At 70.0% G+C, this 19,626-nt stretch carries 17 protein-coding genes and 1 pseudogene; 16 read left to right on the top strand and 2 right to left on the bottom strand.

The genetic code is table 11. The features are described 5' to 3' along the window. Positions 1-34 precede the first annotated feature (34 nt). The 15 genes from RB608_RS13690 (at position 35) to RB608_RS13620 (ending at position 17,502) form a co-directional block, all read left to right on the top strand. Positions 35-589, top strand: a complete 555-nt coding sequence (locus RB608_RS13690; RefSeq protein WP_282401400.1) for an NADH-quinone oxidoreductase subunit B family protein — start codon at positions 35-37, stop codon at positions 587-589. Then, the gene (locus tag RB608_RS13685; protein ID WP_308088518.1) at positions 586-1,317 is read left to right on the top strand and encodes an NADH-quinone oxidoreductase subunit C; all 732 of its coding nucleotides are present in this window, start codon (positions 586-588) and stop codon (positions 1,315-1,317) included. The genes RB608_RS13690 and RB608_RS13685 overlap by 4 nt, the downstream gene beginning before the upstream one ends. Next, a complete protein-coding gene (locus RB608_RS13680) occupies positions 1,317-2,690 on the top strand; it encodes an NADH-quinone oxidoreductase subunit D (protein ID WP_308088517.1) in 1,374 nt (457 codons plus the stop codon). The genes RB608_RS13685 and RB608_RS13680 overlap by 1 nt, the downstream gene beginning before the upstream one ends. Continuing rightward, positions 2,687-3,403: an NADH-quinone oxidoreductase subunit NuoE gene (gene nuoE, locus RB608_RS13675; RefSeq protein ID WP_308088516.1), complete on the top strand. Its 717-nt coding sequence runs from the start codon at positions 2,687-2,689 to the stop codon at positions 3,401-3,403. The genes RB608_RS13680 and nuoE overlap by 4 nt, the downstream gene beginning before the upstream one ends. Further along, positions 3,400-4,710 (top strand): NADH-quinone oxidoreductase subunit NuoF, encoded by a 1,311-nt coding sequence (nuoF, locus tag RB608_RS13670; protein ID WP_308088515.1) that lies wholly within the window; start codon positions 3,400-3,402, stop codon positions 4,708-4,710. The genes nuoE and nuoF overlap by 4 nt, the downstream gene beginning before the upstream one ends. After that, complete coding sequence (locus tag RB608_RS13665; protein ID WP_308088514.1) at positions 4,707-7,160, top strand: NADH-quinone oxidoreductase subunit G; 2,454 nt, start codon at positions 4,707-4,709, stop codon at positions 7,158-7,160. Before nuoF ends, RB608_RS13665 begins: the two co-directional genes overlap by 4 nt. Then, entirely contained in the window at positions 7,157-8,479 is a 1,323-nt protein-coding gene (nuoH, locus tag RB608_RS13660; protein ID WP_308088513.1) for an NADH-quinone oxidoreductase subunit NuoH, read from the top strand. The genes RB608_RS13665 and nuoH overlap by 4 nt, the downstream gene beginning before the upstream one ends. After that, positions 8,472-9,092: an NADH-quinone oxidoreductase subunit NuoI gene (gene nuoI, locus RB608_RS13655; RefSeq protein ID WP_308088512.1), complete on the top strand. Its 621-nt coding sequence runs from the start codon at positions 8,472-8,474 to the stop codon at positions 9,090-9,092. Before nuoH ends, nuoI begins: the two co-directional genes overlap by 8 nt. Beyond that, positions 9,089-9,901 (top strand): NADH-quinone oxidoreductase subunit J, encoded by an 813-nt coding sequence (locus RB608_RS13650; protein WP_308088511.1) that lies wholly within the window; start codon positions 9,089-9,091, stop codon positions 9,899-9,901. Before nuoI ends, RB608_RS13650 begins: the two co-directional genes overlap by 4 nt. Further along, complete coding sequence (gene nuoK, locus RB608_RS13645; RefSeq protein WP_257426342.1) at positions 9,898-10,191, top strand: NADH-quinone oxidoreductase subunit NuoK; 294 nt, start codon at positions 9,898-9,900, stop codon at positions 10,189-10,191. Before RB608_RS13650 ends, nuoK begins: the two co-directional genes overlap by 4 nt. A 10-nt stretch (positions 10,192-10,201) precedes the next feature. After that, entirely contained in the window at positions 10,202-12,145 is a 1,944-nt protein-coding gene (gene nuoL, locus RB608_RS13640) for an NADH-quinone oxidoreductase subunit L (protein ID WP_308088510.1), read from the top strand. Beyond that, positions 12,145-13,650: an NADH-quinone oxidoreductase subunit M gene (locus RB608_RS13635; protein ID WP_308088509.1), complete on the top strand. Its 1,506-nt coding sequence runs from the start codon at positions 12,145-12,147 to the stop codon at positions 13,648-13,650. Before nuoL ends, RB608_RS13635 begins: the two co-directional genes overlap by 1 nt. Beyond that, positions 13,650-15,251: an NADH-quinone oxidoreductase subunit NuoN gene (gene nuoN / locus RB608_RS13630; protein ID WP_308088508.1), complete on the top strand. Its 1,602-nt coding sequence runs from the start codon at positions 13,650-13,652 to the stop codon at positions 15,249-15,251. The genes RB608_RS13635 and nuoN overlap by 1 nt, the downstream gene beginning before the upstream one ends. Next, positions 15,248-16,270, top strand: coding sequence for a polyprenyl synthetase family protein (locus RB608_RS13625; protein WP_308088507.1), 1,023 nt, complete (start codon positions 15,248-15,250; stop codon positions 16,268-16,270). The genes nuoN and RB608_RS13625 overlap by 4 nt, the downstream gene beginning before the upstream one ends. Positions 16,271-16,419: 149 nt before the next feature. Then, positions 16,420-17,502, top strand: a complete 1,083-nt coding sequence (locus RB608_RS13620) for a Fic/DOC family N-terminal domain-containing protein (protein ID WP_308088505.1) — start codon at positions 16,420-16,422, stop codon at positions 17,500-17,502. 21 nt (positions 17,503-17,523) lie between these two features. On the opposite strand, the gene rarD is transcribed toward RB608_RS13620, so the two are convergent. Next, positions 17,524-18,432 carry an EamA family transporter RarD gene (gene rarD, locus RB608_RS13615; protein ID WP_308088504.1) on the bottom strand — a complete coding sequence of 303 codons (909 nt, stop codon included), beginning with the start codon at positions 18,430-18,432 and terminating at the stop codon, positions 17,524-17,526. A gap of 114 nt (positions 18,433-18,546) precedes the next feature. Between rarD and RB608_RS13610 the strand changes: the two genes are divergently transcribed. Beyond that, positions 18,547-18,984, top strand: a complete 438-nt coding sequence (locus RB608_RS13610) for a hypothetical protein (RefSeq protein WP_308088503.1) — start codon at positions 18,547-18,549, stop codon at positions 18,982-18,984. A 108-nt stretch (positions 18,985-19,092) separates the two neighbouring features. Here the strand turns inward: RB608_RS13610 and RB608_RS13605 are convergent. Further along, positions 19,093-19,626: pseudogene (locus RB608_RS13605) on the bottom strand (2-oxoacid:ferredoxin oxidoreductase subunit beta); the annotation flags it as partial.

Genomic DNA, 19,626 nt, shown 5'->3' with positions numbered 1-19,626 from the left:
AGCGGATCGTGGCCCGCAACGGGAGGAAACTGACATGGGTGTCGAGGAGAAGCTCCCCAGCGGAGTCCTGCTGAGCACGGTTGAGGGCCTGGCCGGCTACATGCGCAAGGCCAGCTTCTGGCCGGCGACCTTCGGTCTCGCGTGCTGCGCGATCGAGATGATGACGTCGGGCGGCCCGAAGTACGACCTCGCCCGGTTCGGCATGGAGGTCTTCCGGGCCAGCCCCCGGCAGGCCGACCTGATGATCGTGGCCGGCCGGGTCAGCCAGAAGATGGCCCCGGTCCTGCGCCAGATCTACGACCAGATGGCCGAGCCCAAGTGGGTGCTGGCGATGGGCGTGTGCGCCAGCAGCGGCGGCATGTTCAACAACTACGCGATCGTCCAGGGCGTCGACCATGTCGTGCCCGTCGACATGTACCTCCCCGGCTGCCCCCCACGGCCCGAGATGCTCATCGACGCGATCCTCAAGCTCCACGACAAGGTCCAGCACACGCCGCTCGGCGCCAACCGCCAGGCCCAGATCCGCGAGCTCGAGGCCGAGGGCCTGGCCGCGCTGCCGACCAGCGACATGAGGGGGATGCTGCGGTGAGCGACGAGAGGCCGGCCGGCCCCGACAAGGCCGTCGAGCAGCCCGCGACCGAGCAGTCGCCCGAGAACGCCCCGGAGGCCCTCGGCGAGCCGGGCCTGGAGGTCCGCGCCGTCGGTGAGCGCCAGGGCATGTTCGGCGTCCAGGGCTCCGGTGACACCAGCGGCTACGGAGGTCTGGTGGCGCCCGTGGTCCTGCCGGGTGCCGCGCAGCGGCCCTACGGCGGCTGGTTCGACGCGGCGGCCGACGCGCTCGACCCCCTGCTCGAGCAGGTCGTCATCCACCGCGGCGAGATCACCTTCCACGTGCACCGCGACAACCTGGTGGCCGTGGCCCGCAAGCTCCGCGACGACCCGGACCTGCGCTTCGAGCTGCTCTCCGGCGTGAGCGGGGTCCACTACCCCGGCGACGCCGGCCGCGAGCTGCACGCCGTCTACCACCTGATGTCCTTCACGTGGAACCGCCGGATCCGGGTGGAGACCGCGGCTCCCGACGGCGACCCCCACCTCCCGAGCCTGGTGCCGGTCTACCCCGCGGCCGACTGGCACGAGCGGGAGACCTGGGACATGTACGGCATCCAGTTCGACGGCCACCCGGCCCTCACCCGGATCCTGATGCCCGACGACTGGCCGGGCCACCCCCAGCGCAAGGACTACCCCCTCGGCGGCATCCCCGTCGAGTACAAGGGCGCGAGCGTCCCGCCGCCGGACCAGCGGAGGAGCTACAACTGATGGTTTCGACAAGCTCGACCACCAACCAGGACTACTACGCCGACGGCGCCGACACCGCCGAGGGCAGGGTCTTCACCGTCACCGGCCAGGACTGGGACGAGATCGCCGCAGACATGGGCGACAGCGACGCCGCGGAGCGGATCGTCGTCAACATGGGTCCGCAGCACCCCTCGACCCACGGCGTGCTCCGGCTGATCCTCGAGATCGAGGGCGAGACGGTCACCGAGGCCCGCTGCGGCATCGGCTACCTGCACACCGGCATCGAGAAGAACATGGAGTACCGCTCCTGGACGCAGGGCGTCACGTTCTGCACCCGGATGGACTACCTCAGCCCGTTCTTCAACGAGATGACCTACGTCCTGGGCGTCGAGCGGCTGCTCGGCATCGAGGACGGCCAAGGAAACAGCACCGTTCCCGAGAAGGCCCAGATCATGCGGGTCCTCCTCATGGAGCTCAACCGGATCTCCTCCCACCTGGTCTGCATCGCCACCGGTGGCATGGAGATCGGCGCGCTGACCGTGATGACGATCGGGTTCCGCGAGCGCGAGCTGGTGCTCGACCTGTTCGAGCTGATCACCGGCCTGCGGATGAACCATGCGTTCATCCGTCCCGGGGGCGTCGCGCAGGACCTGCCGCCGGGTGCGCTCGACGAGATCCGCTCCTTCGTCGCCCTGATGAAGAAGCGGCTCCCCGAGTACGCCGCCCTCTGCAACGCGAACCCGATCTTCAAGGCCCGCCTCGAGAACGTCGGTCACCTCGACCTCGAGGGCTGCATGGCGCTCGGCCTCACCGGCCCGGTCCTGCGCAGCACCGGCTACGGCTTCGACCTGCGCAAGGCGCAGCCCTACAGCGGCTACGAGACCTACGACTTCGACGTACAGACCTGGGACACCTCCGACTCCTACGGCCGCTTCCGGGTCCGGCTCAACGAGATGCACGAGTCGCTGCGGATCATCGAGCAGGCGGCCGACCGGCTGGCGCGGCTCGAGGGCGCGCCGGTGATGGTCGCCGACAAGAAGGTCGCCTGGCCCAGCCAGCTTTCCATCGGCAGCGACGGCATGGGCAACAGCCTCGACCACATCCGCCACATCATGGGCGAGTCGATGGAGGCTCTGATCCACCACTTCAAGCTGGTCACCGAGGGCTTCCGGGTCCCGGCCGGCCAGGCGTACGTGCCGGTGGAGTCGCCCCGCGGCGAGCTCGGCGCGCACGTCGTCTCCGACGGCGGCACCCGCCCCTTCCGGGCGCACTTCCGGGACCCGTCGTTCAACAACCTCCAGGCGATGGGCGTGATGAGCGAGGGCGGCCAGATCGCCGACGTCATCGTCGCCATCGCGAGCATCGACCCCGTGATGGGAGGCGTCGACCGATGAGCACCACCGCACCGTTGGACGACAAGACGCTCACCGAGCTGCGCGAGATCGCGGCCCGCTATCCCGAGGCGCGCTCGGGCCTGCTGCCGATGCTCCACCTGGTGCAGTCGGCCCAGGGCCGGATCACGCCGGAGGGCATCGAGGCGTGTGCCGCGATCCTCGAGATCAGCGCCGCCGAGGTCAACGGTGTCGCGACCTTCTACACGATGTACAAGCGTCACGGTGTGGGCGACTACCACGTCGGCGTCTGCACCAACACGCTGTGCGCGGTGATGGGTGGCGACGCGATCCTCGAGCGGCTCAAGGACCACCTCGAGGTCGGCAACGACGAGGTCGCGGTCCAGCGCCAGGGCGACTCCCACACGGTCAGCCTGGAGCACATCGAGTGCAACGCCGCCTGCGACTACGCGCCGGTGATGATGGTCAACTGGGAGTTCATGGACAACCAGACCCCCGAGTCGGCGGTCCAGCTGGTCGAAGCGCTCCGGGCCGGCCACGAGGTGAGCTCGACGCGCGGTCCCAAGCTGTGCACCTGGCGCGAGGCCGAGCGGGTGCTCGCCGGCTTCCCCGACGGCCGGGCCGACGAGGGTCCGTCCGCCGGCCCGGCGTCGCTGGTCGGTCTCGAGATCGCCCGCGAGCGCGGCTGGCGCGCCCCGGACCCGACGGCGACTCCGGCGATCGAGGCGGCGCAGAAGGAGGAGAGCGGCGCATGACCGACATGCTGACCCCGGTCCTGACGGACATCTGGGACGCCGAGCAGTCCTGGAAGCTGGCGACCTACGTCGACCAGGGCGGGTACGCCGCCCTCGACGTCGCCTTCGCGATGGACCCCGACGACATCATCACCGCCGTCAAGGACAGCGGCCTGCGTGGCCGCGGCGGGGCCGGCTTCCCCACCGGCATGAAGTGGTCCTTCATCCCCCAGGACAACCCGAAGCCGAAGTACCTGGTGGTCAACGCCGACGAGTCCGAGCCGGGCACCTGCAAGGACATCCCGCTGATGATGGGCAACCCCCACGTCCTCGTCGAGGGCGTCATCATCAGCTCCTACGCCATCCGCGCCAACAAGGCGTTCATCTACATCCGCGGCGAGGTCGTCCACGTCATCCGCCGCGTGCAGGCCGCCGTCGAGGAGGCTTATGCCGCCGGTCACCTCGGCAAGGACATCCACGGCTCCGGCTACGACCTCGACGTCGTCGTCCACGCCGGCGCCGGCGCCTACATCTGCGGTGAGGAGACCGCGCTGCTCGAGGGTCTCGAGGGCCGCCGTGGCCAGCCCCGGCTGCGTCCGCCGTTCCCCGCCGTGGCCGGCCTCTACGCGAGCCCGACGGTCATCAACAACGTCGAGTCCATCGCCTCGGTGCCCGCCATCGTCAAGAACGGTGCGGCCTGGTTCGGTGCGATGGGCACAGAGAAGTCCAAGGGACACGGGATCTTCTCGCTCTCGGGCCACGTACAGAAGCCCGGCCAGTACGAGGCGCCGCTCGGCATCACGCTGCGCGAGCTGCTCGACCTCGCGGGCGGCGTACGCGAGGGCCACCAGCTGAAGTTCTGGACCCCGGGCGGCTCCAGCACACCGCTGTTCACCGACGCGCATCTCGACGTGCCCCTCGACTTCGAGGGGGTGGCCGGCGCCGGCTCCATGCTGGGCACCCGCGCGCTGCAGATCTTCGACGACTCGGTGTGTGTGGTGCGCGCGGTGCTGCGCTGGACGGAGTTCTACCAGCACGAGTCCTGCGGCAAGTGCACGCCGTGCCGCGAGGGCACCTGGTGGTTGACGCAGGCGCTCACCCGGCTCGAGAACGGGCAGGGCAGCGAGGCGGACCTCGACCAGCTGATCGACCAGTGCGACAACATCCTGGGACGTGCGTTCTGCGCGCTGGGCGACGGCGCGACCAGCCCGGTGACCAGCTCGATCCAGTACTTCCGCGATGAGTACCTCACCCACCTGAGCAACGGCGGCTGCCCGTTCGACCCGGCCCGATCGACCGCCTGGGCCGGAACGGAGGTGTCGGCATGACCACCACGCCCGACAAGACGGTCGAGAAGACCGACCTCGTGATCGTCACCATCGACGGCGTCCAGGTCAGCGTCCCCAAGGACACGCTGGTGATCCGGGCCGCCGAGCAGGTCGGCGTGCAGGTGCCCCGGTTCTGCGACCACCCGCTGCTCGCGCCCGTCGGCGCCTGCCGCCAGTGCCTGGTCGACGTGCCGGACGCCGGCAACGGCCGGGGCTTCCCCAAGCCGCAGGCCTCCTGCACGCTCCCGGTCGCCGAGGGCATGGTCGTCAGCACCCAGGTCAGCAGCCCGGTGGCAGACAAGGCCCAGCAGGGCGTGATGGAGCTGCTGCTCATCAACCACCCGCTCGACTGCCCGGTCTGCGACAAGGGCGGCGAGTGCCCGTTGCAGAACCAGGCGATGTCCAACGGCCGCGGCGAGTCGCGCTTCTCCGACGACCGCAACCGCGGTGTGAAGCGCACCTTCCCCAAGCCGATCAACCTCTCGCCGATGGTGCTGCTCGACCGGGAGCGCTGCATCGTGTGCCAGCGCTGCACCCGGTTCGCCGACGAGATCGCGGGTGACCCGTTCATCGCGCTGGTCGAGCGCGGCGTCCAGCAGCAGATCGGCATCGCCGAGGACGCGCCCTTCCTGTCGTACTTCTCGGGCAACGTCATCCAGATCTGCCCGGTCGGTGCCCTGACCTCCGAGCAGTACCGCTTCCGGTCCCGCCCGTTCGACCTGGTCTCGACCCCGGGCATCGCCGAGCACGACGCGTGCGGCTCCGCGATCCGGGTCGACCACCGGCGCGGCGCGGTGCTGCGTCGCCAGGCGGGCGACGACCCGGCGGTCAACGAGGAGTGGATCAGCGACAAGGACCGGTTCGCGTTCGCCTACGCGCAGGCCGACGACCGGCTGTCCTACCCGCAGGTCCGCGACGACGACGGCAGCCTCCGTCCGGCGTCGTGGCCCGAGGCGTTCACCGTCGCGGCCCGTGGCCTCGCCGCTGCCCGTGAGGCCGGCGGCGTCGGTGTGCTCACCGGTGGCCGGCTGACCGTCGAGGACGCCTACGCCTACGGCAAGTTCGCCCGCACCTCCCTCGGCACCAACGACATCGACTTCCGGGCCCGGCCGCTGTCGGCCGAGGAGACGGACTTCCTGGCCTCGAACGTCGTGCTCACCGGGCCCGGAGCCGGCGGGGTCACCTACGGCGATCTCGAGTCCGCGGCCACGGTCGTCCTCGTCGGCCTGGAGGCCGAGGACGAGGCCGCCGCGGTGTTCCTGAGGCTGCGCAAGTCGGTCCGGGCCGGAGGCACCGAGGTGGTCAGCCTCGCGCCGTTCACGACCCGCGGTCTCGCCAAGCTCGCGGCCCGGCTGGTGCCGACGGCACCGGGCGACGAGGCGGCCGCGCTGCGGGCCCTGGCCGGGGAGCTCGACGCGTCGTCGGTCCTGTTGGTCGGCGAGCGGATGGCCGTCGTACCCGGTGCGTTGAGCGCGGCCGCCGAGGTCGCCGCCAGCACCGGTGCCCGGCTGGCCTGGGTGCCGCGTCGGGCCGGCGACCGGGGCGCGATCGAGGCCGGCTGCCTGCCGACCCTGCTGCCCGGCGGGCGACCGGTCGCCGACGCCGGTGCCCGGATCGACGTCGCCACCGCCTGGGGTGTCGAGGCACTCCCGGAGTCCCCCGGCCGCGACGCCGACGGGATCGTCGCCGCGCTCGTCGCCGGCACGCTCGGCGGACTGCTCGTCGGTGGCGTCGACCCCGACGACACCGCCGACCCGGCGGCCGCCCGCGCCGCGATCGACGCGGCCGGCTTCGTGGTCGCCCTCGACCTGCGCCGCACCGAGGTCACCGACCGGGCCGACGTGGTCTTCCCGGTCGCGCCGACCACCGACAAGTCCGGCAGCTTCGTCAACTGGGAGGGGCGGGTCCGCTCCTGGGAGGCGGCCCTGCGCAACCCGGCCTCGCTGCCCGAGCTGCGGGCGCTGGCGGGCATCGCCGACGAGCTGGCCCAGCTCGGTCAGGGGCGTCCGCTCGGCTTCCGCACCGTCGACGAGGTCCGCGCCGAGATGGCCCAGCTCGGCCCCTGGGACGGCGCGCGCGTTGAGTTGCCTGCAACTCGAGTCGAGTCTGCGGCAACTCAACAGCGAGAAGGTGGCAACTCAACGGTCCGGCTCGCCACCTGGAAGCAGCTGCTCGACAACGGGTCGCTCCAGGACGGCGACAAGTACCTCAAGTCGACGGCCCGGACGCCGGTCGCGCTGGTCACGCCGGACGCCTACGACCGGTACGGACCGACGGTCACGCTGACCGGCGACCGCGGCTCGATGACGCTGCCGGCCGAGATCTGCGACGACCTCGTCGACGGTGTGGTCTGGGTGCCGGCCAACTCGGTCGGTGACGGTGTCCTCGCGGACCTGGCGTCCCCGGGCACCACGGTCACCATCGCGGGAGCGGAAGGGGTGCACGGATGAGCGACTCGCTGTCGGCCTTCGGCGACGATCCGTGGTGGGTCATCGGTCTCAAGGCACTGCTGATCTTCGTCGTCCTGGTGGTGTTGACGCTGTTCAACATCTGGTGGGAGCGGCGGGTCGTCGCGCGGATGCAGCACCGGATCGGCCCCAACGTGCACGGCCCCTTCGGCCTGCTGCAGTCGCTGGCCGACGGCGTCAAGCTGGCCTTCAAGGAGGACCTGATCCCGAAGGCCGCCGACAAGGTGGTCTTCGTCCTGGCCCCCGTGATCGTGGTGGTGCCGGCATTCGTGACCTTCAGCGTGATCCCCTTCGGGCCCGAGGTGAGCTTCTTCGGGCACCAGACCCCGCTGCAGCTGACCGACATGCCGGTCGCGGTGCTCTTCGTGATGGCGATCGCGTCGATCGGCATCTACGGCATCGTGCTCGGCGGTTGGTCCAGCGGATCGACGTACTCCCTGCTCGGTGGTCTGCGCTCGAGCGCCCAGATGATCTCCTACGAGGTCGCCATGGGCCTCGCCCTGGTCGCGGTGTTCATGTACGCCGGCTCGATGTCGACCAGCGAGATCGTCGCCGCACAGGACGACCTGTGGTTCGGGCTGATCCTGCTGCCGTCGTTCGTGATCTACGCGATCGCCATGGTCGGTGAGACCAACCGGGCGCCCTTCGACCTCCCGGAGGCCGAGGGCGAGCTGGTCGGCGGCTTCCACACCGAGTACTCCAGCCTGAAGTTCGCGCTCTTCTTCCTCGCCGAGTACATCAACATGGCGACCGTCTCCGCGCTCGCGACGACGCTCTTCCTCGGCGGCTGGCACGCCCCGTTCTGGATCGACGAGGTCTGGGCGGGCGCCAACGAGGGCTACTGGCCGGTGCTGTGGTTCTTCGGCAAGGTCTTCTTCTTCATCTTCATCTTCATCTGGCTGCGCGGCTCGCTGCCGCGGCTGCGCTACGACCAGTTCATGGCGTTCGGCTGGAAGCGGCTGATCCCGATCTCGCTGGTGTGGATCGTCGCGGTCGCCACGATGCGGGTCGCCCGCAACGAGGGTGTCTTCGACGAGGGCTTCAGCGGCAATCCGCAGTTCTGGCTGATCGTCGTCGGCGTCGTCCTCGTGATCCTGCTGCTGACCTTCCTCGTCCCCGACAAGGGGGCGGTCGAGGGTGACGAGGAGCTCGAGGCCGCGGCGCCGCGCACCGGTGGCTTCCCGGTCCCGCCGATGCCGGTGGGAGGCGCGGTCCGCGGGGCCGCCGCGCCGCTCGTGTTCGGCTCGGGCCCGGACACCGTCAGTGAAACCGTCCGCGACTCAGGGGTGAGCAATGGCTGACCAGCACGGTTCGAAGAGGCCAGAGGACAAGGGCCCCTCCCTCAAGGAGCAGCTCTGGGACCCGGTCGCCGGGTTCGGCGTCACCTTCCGGACCATGTTCCGCAAGGTCGTCACCGAGCAGTACCCCAAGGAGAAGCTGCCGACCGCGCCGCGCTTCCACGGCCGGCACCAGCTCAACCGCTGGCCCGACGGCCTGGAGAAGTGCGTCGGCTGCGAGCTGTGTGCCTGGGCCTGCCCGGCGGACGCGATCTACGTCGAGGGAGCCGAGAACGACGACACTCTCGATGCGGACGGGCAGTCCGGCCGCTACTCCGCGGGGGAGCGCTACGGCAGCGTCTACCAGATCAACTACCTGCGCTGCATCCTGTGCGGGCTGTGCATCGAGGCCTGCCCGACCCGGGCGCTGACGATGACCAACGAGTACGAGCTCGCCGACGACAGTCGCGCCAGCCTGATCTACGAGAAGTCCGACCTGCTGGCCCCGCTGCTGCCCGGCATGGAGCAGCCGCCCCACGCGCAGCTCCTCGGCAGCGACGACGACTACTACCGCGGCGACTTCCAGCAGCCGGTGCCCGTGCCGACCGTCCCCGCGGAGAACGGGGCCGGGTCGTGACCGCCTTCTGGATCCTCGCACCGATCATGGTCGTCGCCGCCCTCGGCCTGCTGTTCGTCCGCAAGGCCGTCCACGCCGCGCTGCTGCTGGCCGTGGTGATGATCAGCCTCGCCGTGCTGTACGCCGTCCTGGAGGCGCCGTTCCTCTTCGCGGTCCAGATCATCGTCTACACCGGCGCGATCCTGATGCTCTTCCTGTTCGTGCTGATGCTCGTCGGCGTCGACGCCTCCGACTCGCTGGTCGAGACGATCAAGGGACAGCGGGCGCTGGCCTGGCTGGTCGGCCTGGCGTTCGTCGTGGTGATGGTGGTCGGCCTGTCGCAGCTCACGCTCGGCTCGGCGGTGGGCCTCGACGAGGCCAACGAGGGCGGCAATGTCCAGGCCCTCGCGGACCTGCTGTTCTCGCGCTACGTCTTCATCTTCGAGGCCGCCAGCGCCCTGCTGATCACGGCCGCCGTCGGAGCGATGGTGCTGACCCACCGCGAGCGGCTCACCCCGAAGCGCACCCAGCCGATCCTCGCGGCCGAGCGGATCCGGGCGTACGGCGAGACCGGGGCCCACCTCGGCCCGCTGCCCCCACCGGGCGTCTACGCCCGCCACAACGCGGTCGACACCCCGGCGCTGCTGCCCGACGGAAGCCCGGCGGCCGCCTCGGTCTCCCGGGTGCTCGCCGCCCGCGGCACCATGCGCTCGGCCGGCCTCACCGACATCGAGGCGATCAAGGAGCAGCTCGGCGTGGATCCCACGGCGAAGCCTGACGCGAAGCAGCCGGGGAGCGAAGCGACCGACGGCAAAGAGGACCCGGCATGACCGAGTACATCGTCCTGTCCGCGATCCTCTTCACGATCGGATCGATCGGGGTGCTCACCCGGCGCAACGCGATCGTGGTGTTCATGTGCGTCGAGCTGATGCTCAACGCCTGCAACCTGGCGTTCATCGCCTTCGCCCGCCAGCACGGCAACCTCGACGGCCAGATCGCCGCCTTCTTCGTGATGGTGGTCGCGGCGGCCGAGGTCGTGGTCGGGCTCGCGATCATCATGACCATCTTCCGGACCCGTCGCTCGGCCTCGGTCGACGACGTGAGCCTGCTGAAGTTCTGAGGACGAGACGATGAACGCACTCACCGCGCTGACCCTCAAGGCCAGCGAGACCACCATCCCTGTCGTCTCGCCGTCCGACGCCGACGGCCCCTTCACCCTGCTGTGGCTGATCATCGCGCTGCCGCTGCTCGGCGCCGCCGTCCTGCTGCTCGGCGGCCGCTACACCGACAAGTGGGGCCACCTGCTCGGCACGGCGACCTCCGCGACCTCGTTCGTCATCAGCCTGGTCCTGTTCGTCACCCTGCTCGGTCGTGACGAGGGCGAGCGCCAGATCAGCCAGCACCTCTACGACTGGATCGAGGCGGGCGGCCTGCACATCGGGCTGGACCTCCTCTACGACCCGCTGTCGGCGCTGTTCCTGCTGCTGATCACGGGGGTCGGGTCGCTGATCCACGTCTACTCGATCGGCTACATGGCCCACGACCCGCGCCGACGCAGGTTCTTCGCGTACCTGAACCTGTTCGTCGCGGCGATGCTCATGCTGATCCTCTCGGAGAACTACGTCGGCCTGTTCCTGGGCTGGGAGGGCGTCGGCCTCGCGTCGTACCTCCTCATCGGCTTCTGGCAGCACAAGCCGTCCGCGGCGGCCGCGGCCAAGAAGGCGTTCGTCATCAACCGGGTCGGTGACATGGGTCTGGGCCTGGCCATCTTCTTGATGATCGTCACCTTCGGCACGACCAGCTTCAGCGGCATCAGCGCGATGTCGGGCGGCGCCACCGAGACGACGCTGAACTGGATCGGCGTGCTGCTGCTCGTCGGCGCCTGCGGCAAGTCGGCCCAGGTCCCGCTCCAGGCCTGGCTCCTGGACGCGATGGAGGGTCCGACGCCGGTGTCGGCGCTGATCCACGCCGCGACCATGGTGACCGCGGGCGTCTACCTGATCACCCGCTCCAACTTCGTCTTCGAGCTGGCCCCGACCGCCCAGACCGCCGTCGTCATCGTCGCCACCGTCACGCTGCTGTGGGGCGCGATCATCGGATGCGCCAAGGACGACATCAAGAAGGGCCTGGCCGGCTCCACCATGAGCCAGATCGGCTACATGATGCTCGGCGCCGGCCTCGGCGTCGCGGGCTACGCCTTCGCGATCTTCCACCTGCTGACCCACGGCTTCTTCAAGGCCAACATGTTCCTGGGCGCCGGCTCGGTCATGCACGCGATGGACGACGACGTCGACATGCGCCACTACGGCGCGCTCAACAAGATGCTCCCGGTCACCTTCCTGACCTTCGCGATGGGCTACCTGGCGATCATCGGCTTCCCCGGCTTCTCGGGCTTCTGGTCCAAGGACAAGATCATCGAGACCGCGCTGGTCGAGAACCCGGTCGTCGGCGTCTGCGCCCTGCTGGGCGCGGGCGTGACCGGTTTCTACATGACCCGGATGATGCTGATGACCTTCTTCACCGACAAGCGGTGGGAGAAGGACGTCCACCCCCACGAGAGCCCGAAGGTGATGACGATCCCGCTGATCGTCCTCGCCGCGCTGTCGGTCCTCGGCGGCCTGATGCTCGCCGGCAACTGGATCGTCGACTGGCTCAGCCCGGTCGTCGGTCACGCCGAGCACCACGAGCCCCCGGTGCCGGTCATCGTGCTCACCCTGCTCACCGTCGCCGTGGTCGCCGTGGGCGTGGCGCTGGCCTGGTTCCTGGTCGGCAGGCAGGAGGTCCCGCGGACCGCCCCCGCCGACGTCTCGTTCGCCACGAAGGCCGCCCGCGCCGACCTCTACGGCGACGCCATCAACGAGGGCCTGGTGGTCGCGCCCGGCAAGGCCACGGTCAGCGGCCTCACGGCCGGCGACCGCTCGATCGTCGACGGCCTCTTCACCGGCGGTACGACGGTGCTGGCCGGCACCGGTGAGCTGTTGCGGCGGCTCCAGAACGGCTACGTCCGGTCCTACGCCCTCGGCATCCTCGGCGGCGCACTGCTCCTCGTCCTGACCCTGGTGGTGGTGAACTGATGCTCAGCCTCCTGATCTGGCTGCCGATCGCCGGTGCCCTCGCCGTCGCCTTCCTGCCGCGCAACCTCAGCAAGACAGTGGGCCTCGGCGTGGCGCTGGCGACCCTGGTGGTCGGCGTGGTCGTCGCGGCGTCGTACGAGCTCGACGGCGGGCGGCAGCTCACCGAGGAGCACGAGTGGATCGAGGCGTTCGGGGTCCACTACGCCCTGGGCGTCGACGGGCTCGGCCTGCTGCTGGTGCTGCTGACCGTGCTGCTCGTCCCGCTGGTGCTCGGCGCCGAGTGGTTCAAGGCCGACGCCCCGGGCTCGGCCGGTGCCCGCGCCTTCGTCGCCTGGACCCTCGCGCTGGAGGGCCTCTCGCTCGCGGTCTTCTGTGCGACCGACGTGTTCTTGTTCTACGTCGTCTTCGAGGCGACGCTGATCCCGGCGTACTTCCTGGTCGGCGGCTTCGGCCGCGACGGCCGGGGTGCCGCGGCGCTGAAGTTCCTGATGTTCCAGCTCGCCGGGGGTCTGGTGCTGCTGGCATCGGTGATCGGGCTGTACGTCGTGTCCGCGCAGCAGGGCGAGCCGTCGTACCTCCTCTCCGACCTCGAGAAGCTCGACATCGGCACGGAGGCCGGGCGCTGGCTGTTCTTCGGCTTCTTCATCGCCTTCGCGGTCAAGGCGCCGCTGTTCCCGCTGCACACGTGGCTGGCCGACACGACCGAGAAGGCGACGCCCGGCACCGGTGTGCTGCTGGTGTGCATCCTCGACAAGATCGGCACCTTCGGGATGATGCGGTTCTGTCTGGGCATCTTCCCGGAGGCCTCGCAGTGGGCCACGCCGCTCGTCATCACGCTCGCGCTGATCTCGGTCGTGTACGGCGCCCTGGTCGCGATCGGGCAGGACGACATCTTCCGGCTCATCGGTCTCACCTCGCTGAGCCACTTCGGACTGATCACGCTCGGTGTCTTCACCATGAGCAGCCAGGGCGGCACCGGAGCGATCCTCTACATGGTCAACCACGGGCTGGGCACCGCCGCGCTCTTCCTGGTGGCCGGCTATCTCTACGACCGCAGCGGCACCGCCTCGATCCGCGAGATGCGCGGTGTCGAGAAGGTCGCCCCCGTCCTGGCCGGGCTGCTGCTCGTCGCGGGACTGGCCACGCTGGGCCTGCCCGGACTCTCCCCCTTCATCAGCGAGTTCCTGGTCTTCGTCGCGGCCTTCGACTATGGCTGGTGGGTCGGCGCGATCGCCGTCACGGCGGTCGTCCTGTCCGCGATCTACGTGCTGTGGATGTACCAGCGCACGATGACCGGTCCGACGCCCCCGGCGATCGAGGGCACCCGGGACCTCGGCGTGCGCGAGCTCGCCGCCGTCGCCCCCCTCATGGTCGCGCTGGTGTTCTTCGGGTTCTACCCGGCGCCACTGCTCGACGTGAGCAACCCGATGGTGGGTGACCTGATGCAGCAGATGGGGATCCACGACGACGAACCGACGGTCGTGCAGACGGAGGAGGCGCACTGATGGAGTTCGTGAAGCCCGAGCTCGAGTACGCCGAGCTGCTGCCGCTCCTCATCGTCTTCGGCGGCGCCTGCCTCGGCGTCGCGCTGGAGGCCATCCTGCCGCGCGGGACCCGTCGGCTGCCGCAGGTCGGCCTCGCCCTGGTCACCGTCGTGGCGGCACTGGTCGCCACGGTCGTCGTCGGGGTCAACCTCGACGAGCACGCCGGCGCGGCGGGCGGCGAGGGCCGAGGCCTGGTCGGCGCGATGGGCAGCATCGTGGTCGACGGACCGACGGTCTACCTGTGGGGCCTGTTGCTGGTCTTCGCCCTCGGCGGTATCGCGCTGTTCGGTGAGCAGCGTCTCGAGGGCGGGGTGTCGGCGTTCACCGGCCAGGCGGCGGCGCTCCCCGGCACCGAGGGCGAGCGCGAGGCGTCGACCCGCGGCCTGGAGCACACCGAGGTCTACCCCCTGCTCCTGTTCGCCGTCTTCGGCATGCTGCTCTTCCCGGCGTCGGGCGACCTGCTGACCATGTTCGTCGCGCTCGAGGTTCTGTCGCTGCCCCTCTACCTGCTCTGCGGGCTGGCGCGTCGGCGCCGCCTGCTGAGCCAGGAGGCGGCGATGAAGTACTTCCTCCTCGGCGCCTTCGCCTCCGGCTTCTTCCTGTACGGCGCCGCGCTGGTCTACGGCTACGCCGGCTCGGTCAGCTTCGCCGGCATCAACGAGGCGGTCCGTGCCGGCTCGGCCAACCACGGCCTGCTGCTGGCGGGCATCGGCCTGCTCGCGGTCGGCCTGCTGTTCAAGGTCGGCGCGGCCCCCTTCCAGGCGTGGACCCCGGACGTCTACCAGGGCGCGCCCACGGCGGTGACCGCGTTCATGGCCGCCGGCACCAAGGTCGCCGCCTTCGGCGCGCTGCTGCGGCTGCTCTACGTCGCGTTCGGCGGCGAGCGCTGGAGCTGGCAGCCGATGCTGTGGGTGATCGCGATCGCGTCGATGCTCCTCGGGGCGATCCTCGCCATCGTGCAGAACGACGTGAAGCGGATGCTGGCCTACTCCTCGGTGGCCCACACCGGGTTCATCCTGGTGGGCGTGCTCGGCGTCCAGAGCGCCGGAGAGCTCGCCGACGGCCAGTACACCTCGCTCGAGGGCGTGCTGTTCTACCTCACCACCTACGGCTTCGCGATGATCGGCGCCTTCGCCATCGTCACCCTGGTCCGTGACGCCGGGGGCGAGGCGACGGCGTACGACCGCTGGGCCGGTCTGGGGCGGACCTCGCCGCTGGTCGCGGGCGCGTTCGCGTTCTTCCTGCTGTCGATGGCCGGGATCCCGCTCACCGCGGGCTTCATCGGCAAGTGGGCGGTCTTCACCTCGGCGCTCTCGGCGGGTGCGTGGCCGGTGGTCCTGGTGGCGATCGCGTGCAGCATCCTGGCGATCACGTTCTACGTCCGGCACATCCGGCTGATGTTCTTCACCGAGCCCAGCCAGGACGGTGCCGGCGTCGTCACCCGGTCCTCGTTGCTCACCTCCGGCACCATCGTGGTGTGTCTGGCGGCGACCCTGGTGCTGGGCGTCGTGCCGGGCCCGGTTCTCGATCTCGTCACCGGTGCGGGAGACTTCATCAGGTGACCTCCGCTGCGCGTCCCGCCGACCTGGCCCTGCCGATCGACGACACCGCCCTCGCCGATCGGCTGCGGGCCCGGATGGCCACGGTCGAGGAGGCGCTCTACGGGCACGCATCCAGCCGGGCGCTCTACGTCACCGATGCGGCGCGCCACCTGCTGGCCGCCGGCGGCAAGCGCTTCCGGCCCCTGCTCGTGCTCCTCGCGGCCGAGGCCGGACCGCGGCCCGACGCCGAGGAGGTGCTCACGGCGGCCTGCGTCGTGGAGATCACCCATGTCGGCTCGCTCTACCACGACGACGTCATGGACGAGGCCGCGCTGCGCCGCGGAGAGGACTCGGCCAACGCGCGCTACGACAACCTGGTCGCGATCCTGACCGGCGACTGGCTGTTCGCCAAGTCGTCGGAGCTGACCGCCCGGCTGGGTCCGGAGGCCGTGCGGATCCAGGCGGAGACCTTCACCCGGCTGGTCGAGGGCCAGATCCTCGAGACGGTCGAGCCCGGTCCCGGCGAGGACGCGCTCGCCCACCATCTCGAGGTGGTCGCCGGCAAGACCGGCTCGCTGATCGCCACCTCGGCGCGCTACGGCGCGCTCTTCTCAGGCGCCGCGCCGGAGGTCGTCGCCGCGCTGACCGAGTACGGCGAGCTGGTCGGCACGGCGTTCCAGCTCTCCGACGACATCCTCGACATCGCGTCCGAGAGCGAGGAGTCCGGCAAGACGCCCGGCACCGACCTCAAGGAGGGCGTGCCGACCCTCCCGGTGCTGATGGCCCGCGCCTCCACCGACCCGGCCGACGCCCGGCTGCTCGAGCTGCTCGACCCCGCCCGCACCGACCTCGCCGCCGACGCCGGCCTCCACGCCGAGGCGCTCGACCTGCTCCGCAAGCACTCTGCCATGGAGCAGGCCCGGGCCTACGTCATCGCCCGCGCCCAGGAGGCCAAGCGGCTGCTCACGGCGCTGCCCGAGGGCTCGGTGCGCTCCGCGCTGGAGGCGTTCGCCGACGTCGTCGCGGTCCGCTCCGCCTGAGCCAGGCTCCAGCACACTGGCTGCCAGGCTGAGCACACCGGAACCAGCCCGCCGTACGACATGTCAAGGAACCCGACACGTTCGCGGAACGTGTTAAGTTTTCGGCGTTCATTTAACAGGTAGGTCGGATCTGTCGAAAGAGTTGACGTATGGTCTGGAATCCCGAGATCCCCTTCAACGACCTTCCGGAACTGCCTCCGGTCGGGCTCGACCTCGAGCCGAAAGCGGTGCTCAAGGCCGCTATTGAAGCGCGCGCCGCCTTGGCGACGCTGGCTCAGGCGGGACGACTGCTGCCGAACCCGAACGTGCTGATCCACGCCGTGCCGCTGCTCGAGGCTCAAGCGAGCTCGGAGATCGAGAACATCGTGACGACGGCGGACGAGCTGTTCAAGCACGTCGACTCCGGTGGTGGTGACCATGCCACCAAGGAGGCGCTGCGCTACCGCACCGCTCTCTTCGCCGGGGTCGATGCCATCCGGAGCCGACCTCTCTCCGCCACGACGGCAGCGACCATCTGTTCTCGCCTCCAAGGGCGGGACATGGACATTCGGGCGGTTCCTGGCACGCGGATCGTCAACCCCAGCACTCGCGAGGTGGTCTACGCGCCTCCTGAGGGAGCGGACGTCATCCGCGAGAAGCTGGCTGCCTGGGAACGCTTCGTCCATGGCGAGGAGGACCTCGATCCGTTGGTGCGCATGGCGGTCGCGCACTATCAGTTCGAGGCGATCCACCCGTTCCACGACGGCAACGGGCGCACCGGGCGCGTCATCAACATCCTCATGCTCATCCAGTCGGGTCTGTTGGACGAGCCGATCCTCTACCTCTCACGGTCGATCATCGCGCGGAAGAACGACTACTACCGTCTCCTGCGCGCGGTCAGCGCTGAGGGTGCCTGGATCGAATGGGTCTGCTACATGCTGGAGGTCGTGCGGGAGTCGGCGACCTCGACCACGCGGAAGATCGGCTCCATCCGTGCCTGCCAGGACGAGATCGCCGAGCGGGCGCGTGCCGCCACGCCCGGTGGTCGTGATGCCCAGTTCCTGTCGGTCCTCTTCGAGCAGCCCTACGGCCGCATCGGCTCCGTCGTGGAGCGGTGCGATGTGTCGAGGCAGACCGCTTCGACGTGGCTGCACGCCCTCGTCAGCGCGGGCCTTCTCCACGAGGCGAAGGTGGGACGGGAGCTGCTGTTCGTCAACCACGAGTTCCTCGACGTGCTCACGCGGCCGGAGTGAGGCCGGCGCCCCGCTGTCCGCTCAGAGGGCGCAGGACTCCGCGGCGAGGGCGAGCTGACGGTGCCGGTGCCGCAGGGCGTCGACGGTGAACGCCACCAGCGCCAGCCACACCAGCCCGAACCCGATCCAGCGACCGGCCGGCATGTGCTCGCCCAGCACCGTGATCCCGAGCGCGAACTGCAGGACGGGGGTGAGGTACTGCAGGAGGCCGAGGCTGGTCATCGGCACCCGGGTCGCGGCCGCGCTGAAGCACAGCAGGGGCACGGCGGTGACGACGCCGCTGGTGACGAGGAGCGCGACGTGGCCGAGGCCCTCGCCGGCGAAGTGGGCGCGGCCGGTGCTCCCCAGCCACACCAGGTAGCTCAGGGCGACGGGTGCGATCACGGCGGTCTCCAAGGCCAGGCTCTCGATCGCACCCACGCCGGCGGACTTCTTCGCGAGCCCGTAGGTGCCGAAGGAGACCGCCAGCACCAGCGCGATCACCGGGGGCCGCCCGTAGTCGACGGTCAGCACGGCCACGGCGAGGAAGCCGACGCCGAGTGCCGCCCACTGCACCGGTCGGAGCCGCTCCCCGAGGACCAGCACGCCCAGGAGCACGGTGACGAGGGGATTGATGAAGTAGCCCAGCGAGCCCTCCACCACGCGGTCGCTGTTGACGGCGTAGATGTAGGTGCCCCAGTTGGCCGTGATGACCGCGGCGGCGACCAGGAGCAGGAGTGTGGTCCGTCGGGAGCGCAGGACCGCGCGCAGGGCCGCCGTCCGCCGCAGGATCAGGATGAGCAGGCCGATGACGAGCAGCGACCAGACGATGCGGTGGGCCAGGATCTCGATCGGGCCGCTGGGTTTGAGCAGGGGCCAGTAGAGGGGAAAGGCACCCCAGAGCAGGTACGCGAGGAACCCGAGAACGAGCCCGCGACGCTGGTCCGACACACTGGGACCCTAGCGGCGTGTTCCGGCTCGCGGGAGCGAGGTGGTTTCAGGCCGCGCCCGGGCGGGCACGAAGGCCGTGTCCACCAACGATCCTGATCACGAGGGGGAGTCCCTATGCGATTCGTTCGCACCATGTCCGTCCTGGTGGCCGCCTTCACGGCTGCCCTGCTGGGACTGACGCTCGCACCGACGGCTGCTCAGGCCGATTCCATCCAGGTCCAGCCGGGCCAGGTCGTCGCGGCCAAGGGCGTCACGCCGCGTACGGTCCTCATCGGCGACTGCGGCCCGCACCCCGAGGCCGGCTGCTACGGCAAGCGCCTCTGGGCCAAGTTCGCGACCGACCCGCTCGCCGCGGGCGTCAAGATGAAGGTCTACGTCAAGCGCAACGGCCGCTGGGCCCGCATCGCCAAGGTCAAGACCAAGGGCGACGGTCTCACCAAGAAGGTCTTCGTCCGCGCCGAGAAGGGCAAGAAGACCAAGTACAAGGTCGTCGCCAAGGGCGACGCGGTCTACGCCAAGGCCAGCTTCAAGTTCACGGTCACCCGCCGCTGAATGCGGTGATCACCAAGCGAAGCGCCGCCGAGCATCTGCTCGGCGGCGCTTCGCTTTTTGTCCGTGGCGGCCGGGACGCCCCCGGCCTGCCCGTCGGTCAGTCGACGGTCAGTCGACGGTCCAGGTGTCGCCGGCGTTGATGAGCGCGGCGAGGCGCTCCTCGGGCGTCCCCCGGCCGGCGACCGCCTCCGTGGCGGTGGCGACCTGGGCGCGGGCCTGGTCGTCGTACGTCGGGCGGTCGATCTGGCGGAAGATGCCGATCGGGCTGCGGTTGAGGTAGCCGGCGTCGGTGAGTCGGGAGATCGCGAACGCTGTGGACGGGTCGGCGTTGTGGGCGTCGTGGACGAGGATCGCGTCGGCGGGCACGGTCGCGGTGTCGGCGACGTCGACGCCGCCGGACGCGGCGCGGACCAGGGCCTTGTCGCCCAGCCCGGTCGCCTCGTCGAGCGCGCCGAAGGTGATCGGCTGGCCGTGGGTGAGCGGGATGACCGCGTGTTCCTTCTCGCCCTTGTGCTCGCCCATGCCCTTGATGGCGTCGAAGGCGCCGTCGTTGAAGATGGGGCAGTTCTGGTAGATCTCGACCAGGGACGTGCCGCGGTGGGCGGCTGCGGCGGCGAGGACGGCGGTGAGGTGTTTGCGGTC

It is taken from the genome of Nocardioides sp. LHD-245 (assembly GCF_030929495.1).
Lineage (GTDB): Bacteria > Actinomycetota > Actinomycetes > Propionibacteriales > Nocardioidaceae > Nocardioides.
The sequence above is the reverse complement of the archived record's forward strand: the minus strand, read 5'-3'. Positions and strand labels throughout refer to the sequence as shown.